Source organism: Erwinia papayae, assembly GCF_058241465.1.
Genome location: NZ_JBZCHT010000013.1, coordinates 818,432 through 836,060, shown reverse-complemented (window position 1 = coordinate 836,060; position 17,629 = coordinate 818,432). Strand labels below are relative to the sequence as shown.

The window sequence follows — 17,629 nt, the reverse complement described above, 5'->3', positions numbered from 1 at the left end:
CTGTTTCACCTGCCATGTTGGCGCAGGAGAGTGCCAGTTACGCCTGATGGGACAGGCTCTGAGTTACACCGGGAAAAAAGGTTGCATGAATTATATAAAATCACTGAGCCAGCAGAAGCTGTCATTACTGCTGGCATTTTACATCGGGATCTTCCTCAATCTCCCGGTATTTTACCGTCGTTTTGATCCTCTTCTGACCCATTCCAGTGCTTCACAGTGGCTTTCTGCACTCGCAGAAGTGGTAGCCATTGTGCTGCTGACGTTCTTTCTGATGCGCCTGTTATCGGTGGGCGGCAGGGTTTTCTGGCGTATTACCGCCACCCTTCTGGTGCTGATTTCTGTGGCTGCCAGCTACTACATGTGCTTCTTCAATGTGGTGATCGGCTACGGCATTATTGCCTCAGTGATGACCACCGACACCGATCTGTCAAAAGAGGTGGTGGGCCTGCACTTTGTGTTGTGGATGGTGCTGGTCAGCGTGATACCGCTGCTGCTTATCTGGCGTAATGACCTGCGTATGACGCTGATTGAACAGTTGAAAACGCGCGGTCAGCGTCTGCAACCACTGGGTGTTCTACTGCTTGCCGTGGCGCTGGTCTGGTTGCCCATTCGTTATTTCGACCAGCAGCAAAGCGTGGCAGAAAAGCAGACCAACGTTGATTTACCCAGCTACGGCGGCGTGGTGGCGCACTCTTATCTGCCATCGAACTGGCTCTCTGCGCTGGGATTGTTTGCCTACACCAGCTTTGACGAAAAGATGGACAGCAAAGAGCTGTTTGATCCGGCGAAACATTTCAGCTACCAGGCACCGGCCGGACTCGACGATACCTACGTGGTGTTTGTGATTGGTGAAACCACCCGTTGGGACCACATGGGGCTGTTGGGATACAACCGCGACACCACGCCAAAGTTATCACAAGAGAAAAACCTGGTGGCCTTCCGGGGAGAATCCTGTGATACCGCAACCAAGCTGTCGCTGCGCTGCATGTTTGTGCGGGAAGGCGGTACGGACGACGGCCCTGGCCGGACGCTGAAAGAGCAAAATGTCTTTGCGGTGCTTAAACAGCTGGGTTTCAGTTCTGAATTGTTCGCCATGCAAAGTGAAGTGTGGTTTTACAACAATACCGACACCGATAATTACGCCTTCCGCGAGCAGATTGGCTCAGAGCAGCAAAATCAGGGGAAATCGGTGGATGATATGCTGCTGATCCCGGAGTTGAAAAAGTCACTTGATCGTCATCCTCAGGGAAAGCATCTGGTGGTGTTGCATACCAAAGGTTCACACTATCTCTATTCCCAACGCTACCCGCGTGAGTATGCCCGTTATCAGCCGGAGTGCATGGGAGTGGATGAAACCTGTAGCAAAGCGATGTTGATTAATGCCTTCGACAACTCTGTGCTGTATACCGACAGCGTACTGGACAGCGTCTTTGACCAGTTGCGTGATAAAAAAGCCATTGTTTTCTACGCGGCCGATCATGGCGAATCCATCGACGAGAACATGCACCTGCACGGCACGCCGCGCAATATGGCACCGCCGGAACAGTTCAGGGTGCCCCTGATTGTCTGGGCATCGGATAAATATCTGGCAGACCCGAACAATCAGCACGCATTTGACCGCCTGAAAGCGCAGCAGCGTAGCGGCAAAACCCACCGCCACTATGAGCTGTTTGACAGCATCATGGGCTGCCTGGGTTACACCTCCCCGAACGGAGGAATCAACGACGCTAACAACTGGTGTGCCGATCCTGCCAGGTCGTCACAGGCAGCGCCTGCTAAAACCTGACGGGTTCCACGTCGGACGCTGACCCCCGTTCTGTAGCAGGAACGGGGTTTTTCTTTAAAGCGGTCTTATCCGATGCTTTCGGCCAGCGTCATCATTTCAGAAACTGTAATCCACGGCGGCGAAATATCTCCGGCCGTCTTCGTTATAGCTGTAATCATCGCGGTTCAAGTCTTTATCCGTCAGGTTGAGTACGCCAGCCCGCAGTTTCACGGCTTTACTGAGCTGATACGAACCACCGGTGTTCCAGAGGGTATAACCGCCCGGCGTGGCGTTACCGTCGGTGACGGTGCGGCTTTTGCCTTTGTAGTTGGCGGCAAGATAAAAACTCCAGTCCGTCAGTGGCTTCCAGTCGAGCGTGGCGTTGCTGGTGTGGAATGGCAGTTCGGACAGGGGTTTGTTGCCACCGTTGCTCAGATTGCGGGCATCATTATAGGTATGGTTCAGCTTAAGTTTCAGGTTGTCGGAAAGCGGTAAGCCGATCTCAGTCTCCAGCCCACGGATCCGCGCTTTGTTGACGTTGTAATAGCGGAATATCGGATTGCCGCTGGCATCGAAACCGACAAAGTTCTGATAGGTTGTTGCCAGAGCTCGGTTAGTGGTACGGATCACGGTGATCATGTCGTCGATGTCGTTCTGGAAGACGGTCGAACTGGCGGTCACCTCTTTTAGCAGGCCTTCCTGCCCGGCGTAATACAGGCCAAACTCGACACTTTTACTGGTTTCCGCTTTCAAATCTTTGCTACCGATAACAGAACAGCTGCCCCGGCAGGATTTACTCTGCCAGTCTGGGCTGAGTTGTAACAGCGAAGGTGCCTTAAAGGCTGATGCCCAGCCACCTTTCAGCGTCACACTGTCGGTGGCATTCCAGACCAGGTATGCCCGTGGACTCCAGTTAATACCGTAGTTTTCGTGATCGTCCATGCGTACACCGCCGGTCAGCGCAAGGCTCTCAATGATTCGCCACTCGTCCTCCAAAAACAGGGCGTATTGATTAGCCTGTGTGCTACCGCTATTTTTCATGTTGACGCTGTCATCCAGTTTGTTGTTACGGTATTCACCACCGAACGTCAGAAACTGATTGTAATCGCCCAGCGGGATAACCACTTTGCCGTCGAGAGCGTTGTTTTTCGACGTGATGGTGTCGCTGTTTTTGTTTCGGATGTTTTCACCGTAAAAGCGCAAGTCAGTATTCGCCAGCCCCCAACGGCCACTATGACCAAGTGAATAGCTTTCACGTTCGAGGCGGTTTTTATTCAGCGAGTCGGAATTGCGGTCCTGACGGTCCAGGCCATAGCCAAAAGTGATGTCCTGATCCTTATCCGGCGTCAGAGAGAATTCAACATTGGCATTGCGGGACGTGTAACCTTCGATACGTGGGTTGCCGCTGCTGCCACTGGCCGAGCTGGTCTGATCCTTCTCGCGTTTGCCCAAGGCTCCATAGACTTTGACCGCCAGTAAATCATCCAGCAGCGGCCCGCTGGCGAAGAAATTACCGTTGCCACTATCGCCTCGATCGCGGTGTTCCTGAACGGTGGTATCGGCACTCAGTGTGCCATGCCATGCGGTCTCCACCTTACGGGTAATAATATTGACAACCCCGCCCAGTGCATCGGAGCCATACAACGATGACATCGGTCCGCGTACCACTTCAATACGTTCGATAGCGTCAGCCGGGATCCAGTTTAAATCGAAATCGTTATGCCGAAACACGGCATTACGTGAACTGACGCGTTTGCCATCCACCAGAATTAGCGTATAGCTGCTGCCCAATCCACGGATGCTGACCCCCTGGCGATTGTCGCTTTCATTGGTGAGCTGCACACCCGGCACATCCTTCAGCACCGCTTTAAGATTTTGTATTGGTTTCTTTTGCAGGTCTTCTCTGGTGATCACGCTGATACTGGCAGGAGCATCTTTAAGATTTTGTTCGACGGCAGACGCGGTGACCACCATCTGTTCTGTTTTTTCGTCGATGCTGGAGGCGTCCTCCGCCATGACCGGACAGGCGGCACAGATAAGCGATGCGAGCAGCCTGGCTCTGACTGTTGGTATGAATTTAACGCGAAACATGTTTTCTCTCCTTGAGATAAAACCCCGTCAGCACGGGGCAATGTCCTTTTACTCTGTCCAGTAAGTGCCACTCGGTTCGATAGCGAGAAACTGTTTATAGAGTTGTTGCTGCGTTTGTTGGGGATCGAGATCGGCAAACTTCTGCGGATAGAACGACCGGGCAAAAGCCTGCACCGCCAGCACGTTGTAGGGCGAATTGTAGAAGTTATGCCAGATGCCATAACTGCGACCATTTTTAACCGCATTCAGCGTGTTAAGGCCTTGACGCGCCAGTAGGGGAACGAGGCTGGCGCGAGCCTGTTCTGGCGTGGCCTGAGCACCGAGTACCAGCCCGGACGGGGCCGGGCCACCTGCTTTCGGCGGCTGGCTGCCCCCGCTGAGCAGATAGATATCTGGCTGTACCGCGATCACTTTCTCAAGATTAACCAGCCCTAAAGGGCCATGTAGCAGCGGTTTAGCGATATTCACACCGCCAGCCAGTTCAATAAAATCCCCCATGTTGCCGTTTCCTGCCGAATGGCAGCATTCCCTCATCAGCGAGGCGCGCAATTCGATAAAAACTTTTGGCTTCTGCGATTCCGGAATATCGCGGGTTATGTCGGTTACACGTTTGATATTCTCCTGCCAGAAGCGGATATATTCCTGCGCCTGCTGCTGGCGGTTCAATACCTTTCCCAGCAGCGTCATGCTGGGTACGGTGTTTTTCAGCGGAGAAGAGCGAAAATCGACAAACACCACCGGTACACCGGCCTTTTGCAACTGGTTAACCAGCTCGCTTTTGGTGCCCGGACCGTGTCCTGATAAACCAAAGATTGCCAGCTGCGGCTGGAGCGTCAGCACGTTTTCCGGGCTGATGCTGTCGGCGCTGGTCTGACCGATCAGCGGAATTTGGTCAATTTGCGGAAATCTGGCCCTGTAGGTGTTGTAAGTTTGCGCATCTAATTTACGGAAATCGCCCTGCCAGCCAACGATACGGTCAAACGGTTTCTGACCTTCCAGCAGGGAAATAGCGTAGAACAACCGTCCTTCACCCAGCACGATGCGCTGCACATCATCCGCCACCGTGACGGAGCGCCCGGCGATATCGGTCACGGTCACTGCCTGTACTGAAAGGCTTATTGTGCAAAGGATCAAACCTGCTAAACCGCCAGCAAGTCTGGTAAAAATATTCTGCTGCTTATCCATTTTTTTCTGTCCCTGAACCTGTCCATGTGAAAGGGTATATTAATTGAATGATAACTATTATCAATTGTATTTACATACTTCCTTCGGGGTGGCAAAGAGTGGGCTCATCCTGCATGACAAATTTAAAAGCTGTGTTCAAACGGACAAGGTGATAACGGCTGAAAGCGATCTGCAGCAGGTAAGTGCGGATACTCAGGGGATCAAAAAATGTCAGCCTTACTGACAGCGATATTAAAAATGTTGCTTTCGTCAGGGTGGTTTGGATCACCTGATGTGAAGCTTGACTTCACTTTCTGGCTGGCAGTTTTAATTCTTGTGCCGGATCAATAAAGCGGTGTCAGGGATTTAGATGATATGCATTGTTTAAATGCCATGTAGTGAAAACGCGTTATCTTTTCTTCTCAGCGAAATAACCCGCAGCGTCGTCAATATTAACGGATTTCGGGCGGAAACAACCCGAGGGTGTTTGAATTGCCATAGCCATTATCACCCATTAAATAGACAGTCTGAACACACTGTCATCGCCAGGAGGATTACTCAATGCCAGGTTTCTACGTGCCCCTTTTTATTGCCATTGTCGCAGAAGTGATTGGTACAACAATGCTGAAGTCAGCAGAAAACTTTACAAGGTTGTGGCCGAGCTTAGGGACGATACTTTGCTATGGTCTGGCATTCTACTGCCTTTCTCTCACCCTCCAGCATATCCCTACCGGTGTCGCCTATGCCATCTGGTCCGGAGTGGGAATCGTACTGATATCGCTGGTCGCCTGGTTATGGCATGGCCAGCGGCTGGATTTGCCAGCGATAATCGGGCTGGCGTTTATCATTGCCGGGGTGGTGATCATTAATACGCTTTCCCGGGCCGTCTCACATTAATGTGAATGCTTTCTGATACACCCCGGATGCTGTCTGCCTGTTAGTACAGGGCCGCAGACTTGTCCATCTGAGTTAACCTGCAACAGAGTTGGTATAACGGTGAGTGCCTCGCATGACGCATTCGTACCCTGCCACTGCTGTATCGCTATCAGCAAACTCTGGCCTCTGCGGGGACAACCTGACGAGAAGACCTTCTCATGACTCTTGAAGAGAAAGCAGAGGCGGGTGCCGTGAGATATGTACAGGGCAAAGGGACGTCAGCCAACGTATCCAGGCCGGGATGCACTGACAGGGTGTGATGTTGTACTGTTTTGGTGCATATCTCCGGTTGAATCACGACGTTTTTGTCGAAAACAGACCTGTTTCGAGCGATGAAACGATCAGGTATTGCGGCCTTTTCAATCATAATACAATGCATAACATGGTTATTTTAATGTCACCTCTGTCGATGTGGTGGTGACATCCCCCCTGCTTAATACCTACCTTAGCGTTGCACACGGATGGATCATCTGTAACGTCTTAATATCCTCTGAATTAGTAAGTTTATTTTCGGATACATGGAACCGAAATGAGCCAGTTAATACATATACATTAATTTTTGTTAATTGAATTTGTAGCCATTCGGTCATCAGAAGACGAGCGAATGCCTGCTATTAACCCGTAAGCGGTAGCGACGCTCCAGTAAAACAGAACCAAAACAGCCGATTTTGCGGGTTAAAGGCACAGTGCGCTCATCGGATAAGCCAGAAAAATCGGTCGTGTATCAGATACCTGTGTGGGTACATCGCCGTCATGCAGTGTAGGGAAATGGCGAGATGAAAAATTGTCTTTACCTGCATATTTTCGATGAACAGCGTGATAACGCTAATGAACTGATAATTTAAATTTATATTTTTAAATAAATGCAATTTATGCAGGCAGCAGAAGCAGTTATCAGAGACTAAAAGGGAAACTGTCATCGTTTCCATGAGGCCTTTTAGCTAAAAGTCTGCCGATGGAATACGAACGAATCTGTGAAAAGTCAGAGCGATCTGACCATCTTTTTTTTATATTTTTAAAATAAAATCAATAAGTTAATTTTTTCATGACAATCAAGGACTTAACGCAATGTTAAATCAAACCTCACTTACAACCACGCGCTCAACGCTTCAGAAAATGGTGCAAAACGTAAGTCTCAGCACACCGCAAACCCGTTTGCACCAAAATGTGTCATCACGCTTGCGGGAATCAGCCCTGTCTGGCAGTGAGGCTTCTCGTATGATATCGGCCTGGCTGGAACGACGGCCCGAGGTGCAGGATGAGTCCAGCCTGGAAAGTGGTGGCTTACTGTTACGTTATGCCCCCGATCATCACAATGCCGCCGCCCCCCAAAATGAAGCCGTTTTCACCAATACCCCCGGTTTGCTGGCTGCCGTATTGACCGTGCATCCAAAGGTCGAGCAACGCGCACAGATGCCGTTGACCGCAGGTCATATCGCCAGTGAGGTCGCCGCACCTCCGTTGGGGTTATTAACGGGCGTCTGGCAGGCGGCCAGTGGTCAGGCCTTCATCGAACGCAACGACCGTTTACATCAGGCTACCGAAGATGGGCACTGGCTGCCGCTGCCGGTGACAGGAAACGATGCACCCCTGCGCATGATCGGACGCCAGGCGGATGGCAGCGTATATTTGCATGATGGCAAAAGGATTTTACGAGCCGATAATGGCCCTGCCATGCTCAATGCTGCCCCATTGCCGCCCGGTGCGATTGGGCGTATCGATGCCACGGGCACCCTGCGCATTCTGCATAATGGGCAATTATTGACGTCCACACACCATGTTCAATCGGCGCGTGATATTTCACTGTTGCGCCTGGTCAACGGCGGGAATGGGGTTGAACACAGCTCGGCCAGACCGGTTGATCTGCTACCTCTTCCCCACCCCAATTCATCGCTTGCTCTGGTTCTTGATGATAAAGGCAGAGCCTGGCAGGCAGAACTGGGAGGACAGGGGCCGATCGAAGCACGTCGGCTGACCATGCCCGAGGGGCTGGGCCATGAAGCCGGGTGGGCGATTACCAGCATGGGACTGGCGAGTGATAATGCAGTGCATTTGCTGCTGGAGAATGGCGAGGGGCACCGTGTTACGTTGCAACGAACACCCGAACAGGCGGAGTTCCAGCCTGCCTATTTGCTTGACCACCCGTTGCTACTACTCAAATCAGAAGGGCTGCACACCCATGCTGATGAAGCGATACAGTCGCGGATGCTGCTCGACGGACATGCACAATTGGGGCATATAGACGGTGTATTGCATTACAAATCCGCGCCCGGACAGCACTGGGAACGACCATCAATGCAGGATGGTGAACCCCTGACAGATATTGTTTCGCTGCACACGGGCGTCAAAGGCTTTGTCGATCGCCGGCCAATGTTTGCTCTGCTGGATAATCCACCACGATTGGCCGAAATCAAATTGCCCGGACGTACCACCTGGTTGCCTGCGGGGGAGACGCCCAGCCATCCGGCAGGAGGGCCGCTGGCGATGGTGCCTGACAAAGTGCAGGTACGTACTCGATCCATCGCCCATTTTGATGAGCCAGTTCGCGATGTGGCGATAGACGCCGGAGGCCAGGTTGCCGTGTTGACGGCGTCAGGTCAGATAAAGCGGTATAACGCACAGGGTGAAGCCAGTGAACTGCCAGCGCTGGCTCATCCGCTCTCCCTTGCCACAGGGCTTGACGATCATCTGCATGTGTTAAGTCAGTCACCCGATAACCAGGTAACATTGCATCGGCTCACCGACCCTGGACACTGGGAGAATGTCCCGCTGGATATCCCGGAGGGGCATGCCGCGCCGAACGCGCTGCGAAGCTCGCGTACCGGTCAGCTACAACTGCAATTTGGCCATCACTGGCATACGCTGTTGCCGTCAATGACCGGGCCTGATGCCACGCGGCTTCCTTCCCGCGTGGCACCTCATGCCACCCCAGATGAGCACGCTGTTGTCGGCACACAGTCAGGCACCAATGCGCGCGTCAATGCGCAGCAGGCGACACGTATCAGCACCCCCGATCATGATGTCAGCGTCAATACGACATTGCTGGGGAGCACTTCAACCGATCCGCTGACGCTGAATTCAAACATCCACCTGATTGCCACTACCTATAAATCGCAGGCGATGAGGATGGCCCGAATAGTGAGGGACGTGGCGCATGACACCACGCAGGCGGTTGCCCACCGTATGGGAGTATCGTTGCCACCGACCCCACAGGAGAAACGACTGGCACGTTATCATCAGGAAGCGGATCAGCTGCGTGGGCGCATCGCCACACTTTTTGAGACGCTGCCGGTGCTGGCGGAAGTCCGTGTGGCATCGGCCATCGGACCAGGCCAGCATCAACGTGCCGGGCTATCGGCAACTCAGGGTGAAAATCTGATTACCATGCGTGAAGAGGAGCTGGCTTCGCTGCTGCGCGATTTACGTAAGATTGGTTACCACGAAGGTGTTATCGCCGCGGATTTTTCCACGCGTAACACACCCGGTGTTGAATCCACTGCCTCGAACTTTAGCTACCACGTAGCCGAAATGTGGCGACATTTTACCTCAAATATCAGCCGGGCAACCTCTCGGGCTGGCAATGATGTACTGCCGGATGTTGACCATGCACTTTCGTCGCTGGCTCGTGCCGCTGCCGATAATCCGGAAACATTAAGCGGGCGTGAAGCCGAACTGCTGACCCAGTTGTGTGAAGTCAGCAAAAAGCTGAAGGCATCCGGGGTGCAGTTACCCGCAAATGATGCGCAAGGCAAACTCTCCTCACGCCCGAACGGGTTACGAACTGCCTGCCTGCTTAACGGTCTTGCCGAATATGACACCCTGCTGCGGACTAACAGCGTTGCTGAGCTGGAGCAGGCGGAAAGCAGGCAGAAGCAATCAGGATTACGTGGGCTGTCACGGTTGGGGCTGTCGTCGTGGAGTCAGCTTGAAGCCTTCGACGACGTGGTCGCCACCTTTCGCCAGCAGGTCACCACACCGGGTAACGGACGTCGTTTACAACTGCTTAAAAGTCTGAATTTGCCCAATAATGCGGCACCGGATGAAATGGCGTCGCGTATGACCGATCTGCTACAGGATCTGTTTAACCGTAGTACTTTTTTCTCCACGCAGTCGCGTTCGGCAGAATTGCGCGGTTCGTTGGGTGGCGCGCTGTGGAAACAAATTAACCCGGTCAGCGCGGGCATCGGGGGTGAGGCCATTCATGCGCTGGGGGTGGAGCGAATTGGCGATTCGAAAGAGGGTGATGCCGGGCTGGTGGCATTTTTTGTCAGACATGCCAAAGCTAATGTCTCAGGGAGTTCCGGGGTAGGCATTGATTTCAAGCCGGGGGCCGGAAGCGGTTCACATGCCTATCTGAACAATTCCAGCCTGAGTTCTTATATGGCTACCTGGGGTGGAAGCGCCAATCTTAACGTTGGGGGATCTTATCAGCACGGTATGGGCGCGGCCGTTATTCTCTCACCGTCCACCATCCCGGAATTCTCACGCTTACTGTTTGATCATCACGATACTGAAACCACCCATATCCTGCGCGCGGGCGTCAATGAAGGCTCGATCGGACTGGATCTGTTTGAAACCAATCTCAATGCGTCAGCCAACCTTAACGTTTCAGTGCAACCGTTTGCCGCCAGCACCAAATATGGTGGGCAAAAACCGCATTCCGCGGCAGAACCGCCGGCCGCGGGCAACCTGACCAGCTCGATATTGGGCGCGGTGGCCGGCGGGATCACCGGGCAGGTGGGGGGTCAGTGGTCTCAGATGGAATTGCATCTGGACCACGCCTGGCAGGAAATATTGGGTCTTGAATTTCAGGGGCGTATCAACCTCAACACAGAATTGAACAGTGGGGTGAACCTCGCAGCGGGATTATCTTCGGTGCTGGGACGAAACTTTTCCCGGCTGGTCAATGCTGCGACCGGCGCGGGCAACCTGCAACTGGCGGGTGTACGCCTGAGTTCAAGTGATGTCCAGTTGCCGACCAGCGCTTTTACGGGTGATAAAAGGGACGCGCTCTTTTTGGGTACTGCGAGCTATAAACGTACCCTCGATACTCAGGCTGCGCATCCCGTGGCCCCTCAGGAATGGCAACAGATGCGTCAACGGCTGGCCAACGTATTTCCTGAAAGCGTTGCGACGCTTGGACCAATGCACTATCCGGCAACATCCGCTGAACGTATCGCATTGATCAGGCAGGCGATTAGCGGAATTCAGGGAGAACAGGCCAGCCGCATTGAGAGCGGTGGTGCACTGGAAGGAAACGCGCTGAAGCAGCAGCGTGCTGAGGCTGAAGATGCGACCAGCAGAGCGGCACCCTCGTTGTGGAAAGGAGGAACAAACAGGGAACGGGCGGCGATGGTCACCTCTCTGCATCAACTGCGCCAACAGGAGACGGCGGCGGTACAGCAGCGGGCGCGTCTGATACCAGGTGCCCGAATTGAAATTAATATGTTTGGTCGTGAATCGCTGGATGCGGTGATGAGTCACGCCACAGGGCATATTGCATTGGGCGAGAAAATGCGCGATCTGGCAGAGGTACGCCGACAAATACCGGGACTGAATGACATTCTGCGTCGTTTTAAAGAGATTCCCAAAATCAATCAGGTTCGTTTTGTATTTGAAATGCGTCCGCAGGCGATGAGTGCCATTAACGATGCCCTTGAGGCCAAAGTACATCAACAGTCTGCCGCTACGCTCGGTCTGTCATCATCGTCGAGTGGCATGGACTGGCGCTCGGTGCTGAATAAGACGCAGCAATCGCCGGATCTTTACCGCCTCGCGGTGCTTGCTGTGCACAACACCGATGATAACTCCGTGACTAACCGTGTCGGTCTGCCACTTGTCAACCTGGCAGCCAGCGCGGGAACCTCGCATCAGATGTTTGAGGGGGAAATTCAGTTCCACTACGATATGTACGACAAACTTCAGGGTGCGGAAGTGCTTGAAGCGGGAGGGCGGGCGTTACGGCACTCTCTGGCACCATTGCAACATGCTGGCATCGAAGCGGTGGGCCAGCATCGCGCAGGTGTTGAGGGACAGCGAGCTGCTCCGGCATCTCCACACGGTCTGTCACCGGATTCAGAAACAGGGCATGACATTGAGCTGTAGCGAGCGAAAGATTCGCTGCCGGGCAAGCAAGCGGATAGCGTGGCAACGATGACCGGTCATCGGGGTTTCTCTTCGGGTGTTATGAGAAGGTCATTTGGCGATTAGCGGAGAAAATATCGGCTAAACAGAAAGGCGCATGTCGCTGTGGTGACCTGCGCCTGCCATATGATAAAAAAGCGTAGTAAAACAAAGGAGAGGGAAGAGATCAGCAGCTAAGTGATGGTCTCAGGTCGCATTCATTTTCTCTGACTTTTTTTATGCACCTGATATCTGAAAGCAGAACGACCGATTGAAACGGCCGCCGTTAATAGCTCAGGCAGATCTGATAAATAAAAAATGCCGGTCTTAATAGCATATTATTCTTTTTTTTATATTTATTATTTTTTTATTTTGGTTACTATCATCATCTGGCTGACTGGAGGTGGAGAAAGAATTTTTTATCGCACTGCTATAATTATTTTCGATTTAATTTCGTAGTAGGGTAGAGTTATTCTTTAAATAAGAATGCCGTCTTAATTTTTATCGTTTAGTTTCCTGTTGGAATGGAGGGATTCGTAAAGTGCTGAGGACCGCGTTTGCCGGTAAGTGATGGCGCTTGCATTAATCTAAAAATTAAATTACGTTTCTGATTTTATGATTAATCTTATATCAGTTTAATAAGAAAGAGGTGAAGGTGTTTTTTCTTATTTTATCAATACAACAGGTAAGATGGTTATTTATGCTTATGTCGAAAAATAATTTCAGACCAAAGTGTCTTTATCTCCTTATGTCTCTTTCGTTACTCAGTTCGTGTGCAAAATATGCACCAGCTGGCACCTGTAAAGATACCGATGCCCTGCTGAAATCTCATAATATTACCGGGACAGTTGCACAACCTCTGAGTCCTGCTGAAAGCTTTGATCAGTGGCAGAATAATTTCCGCCAGTATGCGCTTTCCAAAGGTATTACGGAAAAGACGCTGAATCAGGCATTTGAGGGAGTGACACCAGATGACACGGTGATCGCTGCCACGCAGAAGCAACCTGAGAAAATAACCCCGGTATGGGAATATATCGAGAAAAGAACGACCGCAGAAAATATCACCAATGGCAAAGCGTTAATGACGCAATATGCCGAGGCATCAAATAATATTGCCCGGCGTTACCAGGTGGAGCCGTCATTACTCTTTGCATTCTTGTCTGTCGAAAGTGCTTATGGGCGTCAGGCTGGCGATAAACAGGTGATTCGGTCGCTGGTTACCCTCGATTACTATAATTACCGCCGTGACTTTTACCGACAGAACTTAATCGCGGCTTTGCAGATGCTTCAGCAGGGCGATGCCACCAGGCAACAAATGTTGGGGTCATGGGCTGGTGCAATGGGCATGCCGCAGTTTATGCCGGACTCTTACCTGCATTACGCGGCGGATTATGATGGCGATCATCATGCAAATATCTGGACCTCCTATCCCGATACACTGGCATCGGTGGCGAATTATATGCATGAAGCCGGATGGAAAAAAGGCATTCCCTGGGGCGTTGAAGTTAATTTGCCTGACGGTTTTGACTATTCACTGGCGGGGCTGGATACTAAAAAAACAATCGAAAATTGGCGCGCGCTTGGTGTCAACAGCGCCACACAGGCCGATCTGGCAGCATTATCTTCTGAAAATGCCTCCGTTTTGCTGCCTGCGGGTAAAGACGGTCCGGCATTCCTTGTGACGCAAAACTTCCGGGCGATTATGCGTTATAACAGCGATGTTTCTTATGCAATGACGGTGGGCATCCTGTCAGACAGTTATCAGCACAGTGTCACCCTGCATAAATCATGGCCACATCAGCAACAGCCTCTGACCATGAATGAACGTAAGGCGCTGCAACTGCTTTTGCAGGAAAAGCATCTCTATCAGGGAGATATCGATGGCAATATAGGAAGTGGCTCGGTTCGTGCCATTCGTGCCTATCAGAAACAGCAAAAGCTGCCAGAGGATGGGTACCCGGGGCGCACACTGTTTGAAAAACTACGGTGCTCCTGACGCCAGATAGCACCACCTGTGGTAGCAGGCTCTGAGTTTACGGCGCTTTTATCCTGAAATGACAGCCCTTTGCCAGACCGAGAGGGTGGAGGGCTGTTCTGTCTGCATCACATTATGGCTGCCGCTATGGTTTTTTTCCGCATAAACAGGTCTTTTGTTCGCTGGGAGACCTGTATGCAACATTTGGCTCAATTTCGTTCGCAGCCAACTACTTGTTTCGCGCCGCGTTTGGTTTCTGTCATTTCTGACATGTTGCCTGATTTTTATGCTGTTGTTGCAGAATATTTGTCTGAATACCCAACCATAAGCAAAGCGTATCGCTTGGAAATACGTGGGCTGGTGGTTTTTTTTAATCGTTTTTTTTCAGAGAAAATATCTGAGTAAATAAAAATTACCCTGCAATGATTCTGGTAATGTGGAATTTCTCGACCTTTTCACACCACAAAGAAGTGGATTTTGTTTTTGTTATGTTTGCTTGTAGTTCCTCACATACTGTGTAAATAGCTCAATGTTGTATTGACCTTCTTTGCAACTGTTGACAAATTGATGCGTCGGTGAGGAGGGATGCGGATTTATCTGATGGTTTTCAGCCTCAGCGTTTATGCAGCCCGCCTCCCGCCAGCCGTAAGGTAAACGTCAGGACCGTACAAAAAAAATCAGCGTCCGGCGCAACGTGCACACAACACCACATCACAATTGGAGCAGAAGCATGCGTATTTCCCTGGCTAAGACAGGAATGCTGAAGGTTGGTCTGAGCCTGATCGCTTTGACCGTTGCCGCTGGCGTCCAGGCTAAAACCCTGGTCTATTGTTCAGAAGGCTCACCGGAAGGTTTCAACCCGCAGCTGTTTACGTCCGGAACCACTTATGACGCCAGCTCTGTACCGATCTACAACCGTCTGGTTGAGTTCAAAACCGGCACCACCGAGATCCAGCCAGGCCTGGCGGAGAAGTGGGATGTCAGTGAAGATGGCAAAACCTATACCTTCCATCTGCGTAAAGGCGTGAAGTGGCAGACGACGAAAGATTTTAAACCCACCCGTGATTTTAACGCCGACGACGTGGTTTTCTCCTTTGAGCGTCAGCTGGACAAAAACAACAAGTATCATGGCGTGTCAGGCGGCAGCTATGAATACTTTGAAGGCATGGATATGCCGAAACTGATCGCAAAAGTGGAAAAAGTGGACGACAACACCGTGCGCTTTACGCTGACCCGCCCGGAGTCGCCATTCCTTGCTGACCTCGGGATGGATTTTGCCTCCATTCTGTCAGCGGAATACGCCGACAACATGCTGAAAGCCGGGACGCCTGAAAAGCTTGACCTGAACCCAGTGGGCACCGGTCCGTTCCAGCTGTTGCAGTACCAGAAAGACTCCCGCATCCTCTATAAGGCATTCGACCACTACTGGGGCAGCAAGCCAAAAATTGATCGTCTGGTCTTCTCAATCACGCCGGATGCCTCTGTGCGCTACGCCAAGTTGCAGAAAGGCGAGTGTCAGGTGATGCCATTCCCGAATCCGGCTGATATTGCCCGCATGAAAGAAGATAAAAATATCAACCTGATGCAGATGCCCGGTCTGAACGTTGGCTATCTGGCGTTCAATACCCAGAAAAAACCGCTGGATAACGTGAAAGTGCGCCAGGCGCTGATCATGGCGGTAAACAAGAAAGCCATCATTGAGGCGGTCTACCAGGGCGCAGGCCAGCCTGCTAAAAACCTGATCCCACCAACCATGTGGAGCTACAACGACGCGGTACAGGACTACCCATATGACACTGAGAAGGCGAAAGCGCTGCTGAAAGACGCAGGCATGGCTGACGGCTTCACTATCGATCTCTGGGCTATGCCGGTGCAGCGTCCCTACAACCCGAACGCACGCCGTATGGCGGAAATGGTGCAGAGCGACTGGGCGAAAATTGGCGTGAAAGCCAAAATCGTCACCTACGAGTGGGGTGAGTATCTCAAGCGGGCGAAAGCGGGCGAGCACCAGACCGTTATGATGGGCTGGACCGGGGACAATGGCGATCCGGACAACTTCTTCGCCACGCTGTTCAGCTGTGCCGCTGCGGGAGATGGCTCCAACTATTCTCGCTGGTGCTACAAGCCGTTTGAAGATCTGATCCAGCCAGCGCGGGCAGAAGCCGATCACAACAAACGTATTGAGTACTACAAACAGGCTCAGGTGATGATGCATGACCAGGCCCCGGCGCTGATTATTGCTCACTCTACTGTGTATGAGCCGGTCAGCAAGAAAGTGACAGGTTATGTTGTGGATCCGTTAGGTAAGCATCACTTCGATAACGTCGATATCAAGGAATAATGACTGGCGCCGGAAAACCGGCCCTTTCACACTCCCCACAGGGCCGTGTTCTCCGGCCCGTTTCTGGCTGTCCGCACGGAAGTACAACCGCCCGAAAGCAAAATGGTAAAGACGCTTTAACCTGCGTCGCGGCTGGCAGTCTCTGGCCGCAGGATGTGAGCAAATAATAATCCCCCAGGTTACGGTCTGCGGGAAATTACAGAGAATCCGGATTATGTTGCAGTTCATACTCCGACGTCTGGGACTTGTCATCCCAACGTTTATTGGTATCACCTTACTTACTTTCGCGTTTGTCCATATGATCCCCGGCGATCCGGTGCTGATCATGGCTGGCGAACGCGGCATGTCACCAGAACGTCATGCGCAGCTTCTGGCCCAGATGGGGCTGGATAAACCGCTTTGGCAACAATACGTTAACTACGTCAATGCCGTACTTCACGGCGACCTTGGCATTTCGCTGAAAAGCCGTCTTCCCGTCTGGCAGGAATTTGTCCCACGCTTTAAAGCGACGCTGGAACTGGGGATCTGCGCGATGATCTTTGCCGTGGCGGTTGGCATTCCGGTTGGGGTGTTAGCGGCGGTAAAACGTGGCTCCATTTTCGACCACACCGCCGTGGGCATCTCGCTGACCGGCTACTCCATGCCGATTTTCTGGTGGGGAATGATGCTGATCATGCTGGTGTCGGTACAGCTCAACCTGACCCCGGTAGCAGGGCGCATCGGTGATACGGTGTTCCTGGATGACAGCAAGCCACTAACGGGTTTTATGCTGATCGATACGCTGCTGTGGGGTGAAGCGGGTGATTTCAAAGATGCGGTGATGCATATGATCCTGCCTGCGATTGTGCTGGGCACCATTCCGCTGGCGATGATAGTACGAATGACCCGCTCTGCGATGCTGGAAGTGCTGGGCGAGGATTATATTCGCACCGCCCGAGCCAAGGGCCTTACCCGCATGAGGGTGATTGTGGTACATGCCCTGCGCAACGCCATGCTGCCGGTGGTGACGGTAATCGGATTGCAGGTGGGTACGCTGCTGGCGGGCGCTATCCTCACCGAAACCATTTTCTCCTGGCCGGGGCTGGGCCGCTGGCTGATCGATGCGCTGCAACGTCGCGACTATCCTGTCGTCCAGGGTGGCGTACTGATGGTGGCAACGCTAATCATTCTGGTCAACCTGCTGGTTGATCTCCTTTACGGCGTGGTTAATCCGCGCATACGCCACAAAAAATAA

Annotated in this window: 9 protein-coding genes; 7 read left to right on the top strand and 2 right to left on the bottom strand. The window is 52.2% G+C overall.

Annotated elements, in window-relative coordinates; genetic code table 11:
• Positions 1-85 precede the first annotated feature (85 nt).
• Positions 86-1,786: a kdo(2)-lipid A phosphoethanolamine 7''-transferase gene (eptB, locus tag AC3RPL_RS19925; protein ID WP_490741292.1), complete on the top strand. Its 1,701-nt coding sequence runs from the start codon at positions 86-88 to the stop codon at positions 1,784-1,786.
• A 96-nt stretch (positions 1,787-1,882) separates the two neighbouring features.
• Here the strand turns inward: eptB and cirA are convergent, their stop codons facing one another.
• Positions 1,883-3,856 (bottom strand): catecholate siderophore receptor CirA, encoded by a 1,974-nt coding sequence (gene cirA / locus AC3RPL_RS19920; protein ID WP_490741291.1) that lies wholly within the window; start codon positions 3,854-3,856, stop codon positions 1,883-1,885.
• Between the two features lie 48 nt (positions 3,857-3,904).
• Complete coding sequence (locus AC3RPL_RS19915; protein ID WP_490741290.1) at positions 3,905-5,041, bottom strand: ABC transporter substrate-binding protein; 1,137 nt, start codon at positions 5,039-5,041, stop codon at positions 3,905-3,907.
• Positions 5,042-5,581: 540 nt separating this feature from the next.
• On the opposite strand from AC3RPL_RS19915, the gene AC3RPL_RS19910 reads away from it, so the two are divergent.
• The 6 genes from AC3RPL_RS19910 (at position 5,582) to dppB (ending at position 17,629) form a co-directional block, all read left to right on the top strand.
• Positions 5,582-5,917, top strand: a complete 336-nt coding sequence (locus AC3RPL_RS19910; protein ID WP_490741289.1) for an SMR family transporter — start codon at positions 5,582-5,584, stop codon at positions 5,915-5,917.
• 1,107 nt (positions 5,918-7,024) lie between these two features.
• Positions 7,025-12,061 (top strand): hypothetical protein, encoded by a 5,037-nt coding sequence (locus AC3RPL_RS19905; protein ID WP_490741288.1) that lies wholly within the window; start codon positions 7,025-7,027, stop codon positions 12,059-12,061.
• Between the two features lie 766 nt (positions 12,062-12,827).
• Positions 12,828-14,075, top strand: coding sequence for a lytic murein transglycosylase (locus tag AC3RPL_RS19900; RefSeq protein ID WP_490741287.1), 1,248 nt, complete (start codon positions 12,828-12,830; stop codon positions 14,073-14,075).
• A 174-nt stretch (positions 14,076-14,249) separates the two neighbouring features.
• Positions 14,250-14,459 (top strand): hypothetical protein, encoded by a 210-nt coding sequence (locus AC3RPL_RS19895; protein ID WP_490741286.1) that lies wholly within the window; start codon positions 14,250-14,252, stop codon positions 14,457-14,459.
• Between the two features lie 325 nt (positions 14,460-14,784).
• The gene (gene dppA, locus AC3RPL_RS19890) at positions 14,785-16,395 is read left to right on the top strand and encodes a dipeptide ABC transporter periplasmic-binding protein DppA (protein WP_367167963.1); all 1,611 of its coding nucleotides are present in this window, start codon (positions 14,785-14,787) and stop codon (positions 16,393-16,395) included.
• Between the two features lie 214 nt (positions 16,396-16,609).
• Positions 16,610-17,629 (top strand): dipeptide ABC transporter permease DppB, encoded by a 1,020-nt coding sequence (gene dppB, locus AC3RPL_RS19885; protein WP_490741285.1) that lies wholly within the window; start codon positions 16,610-16,612, stop codon positions 17,627-17,629.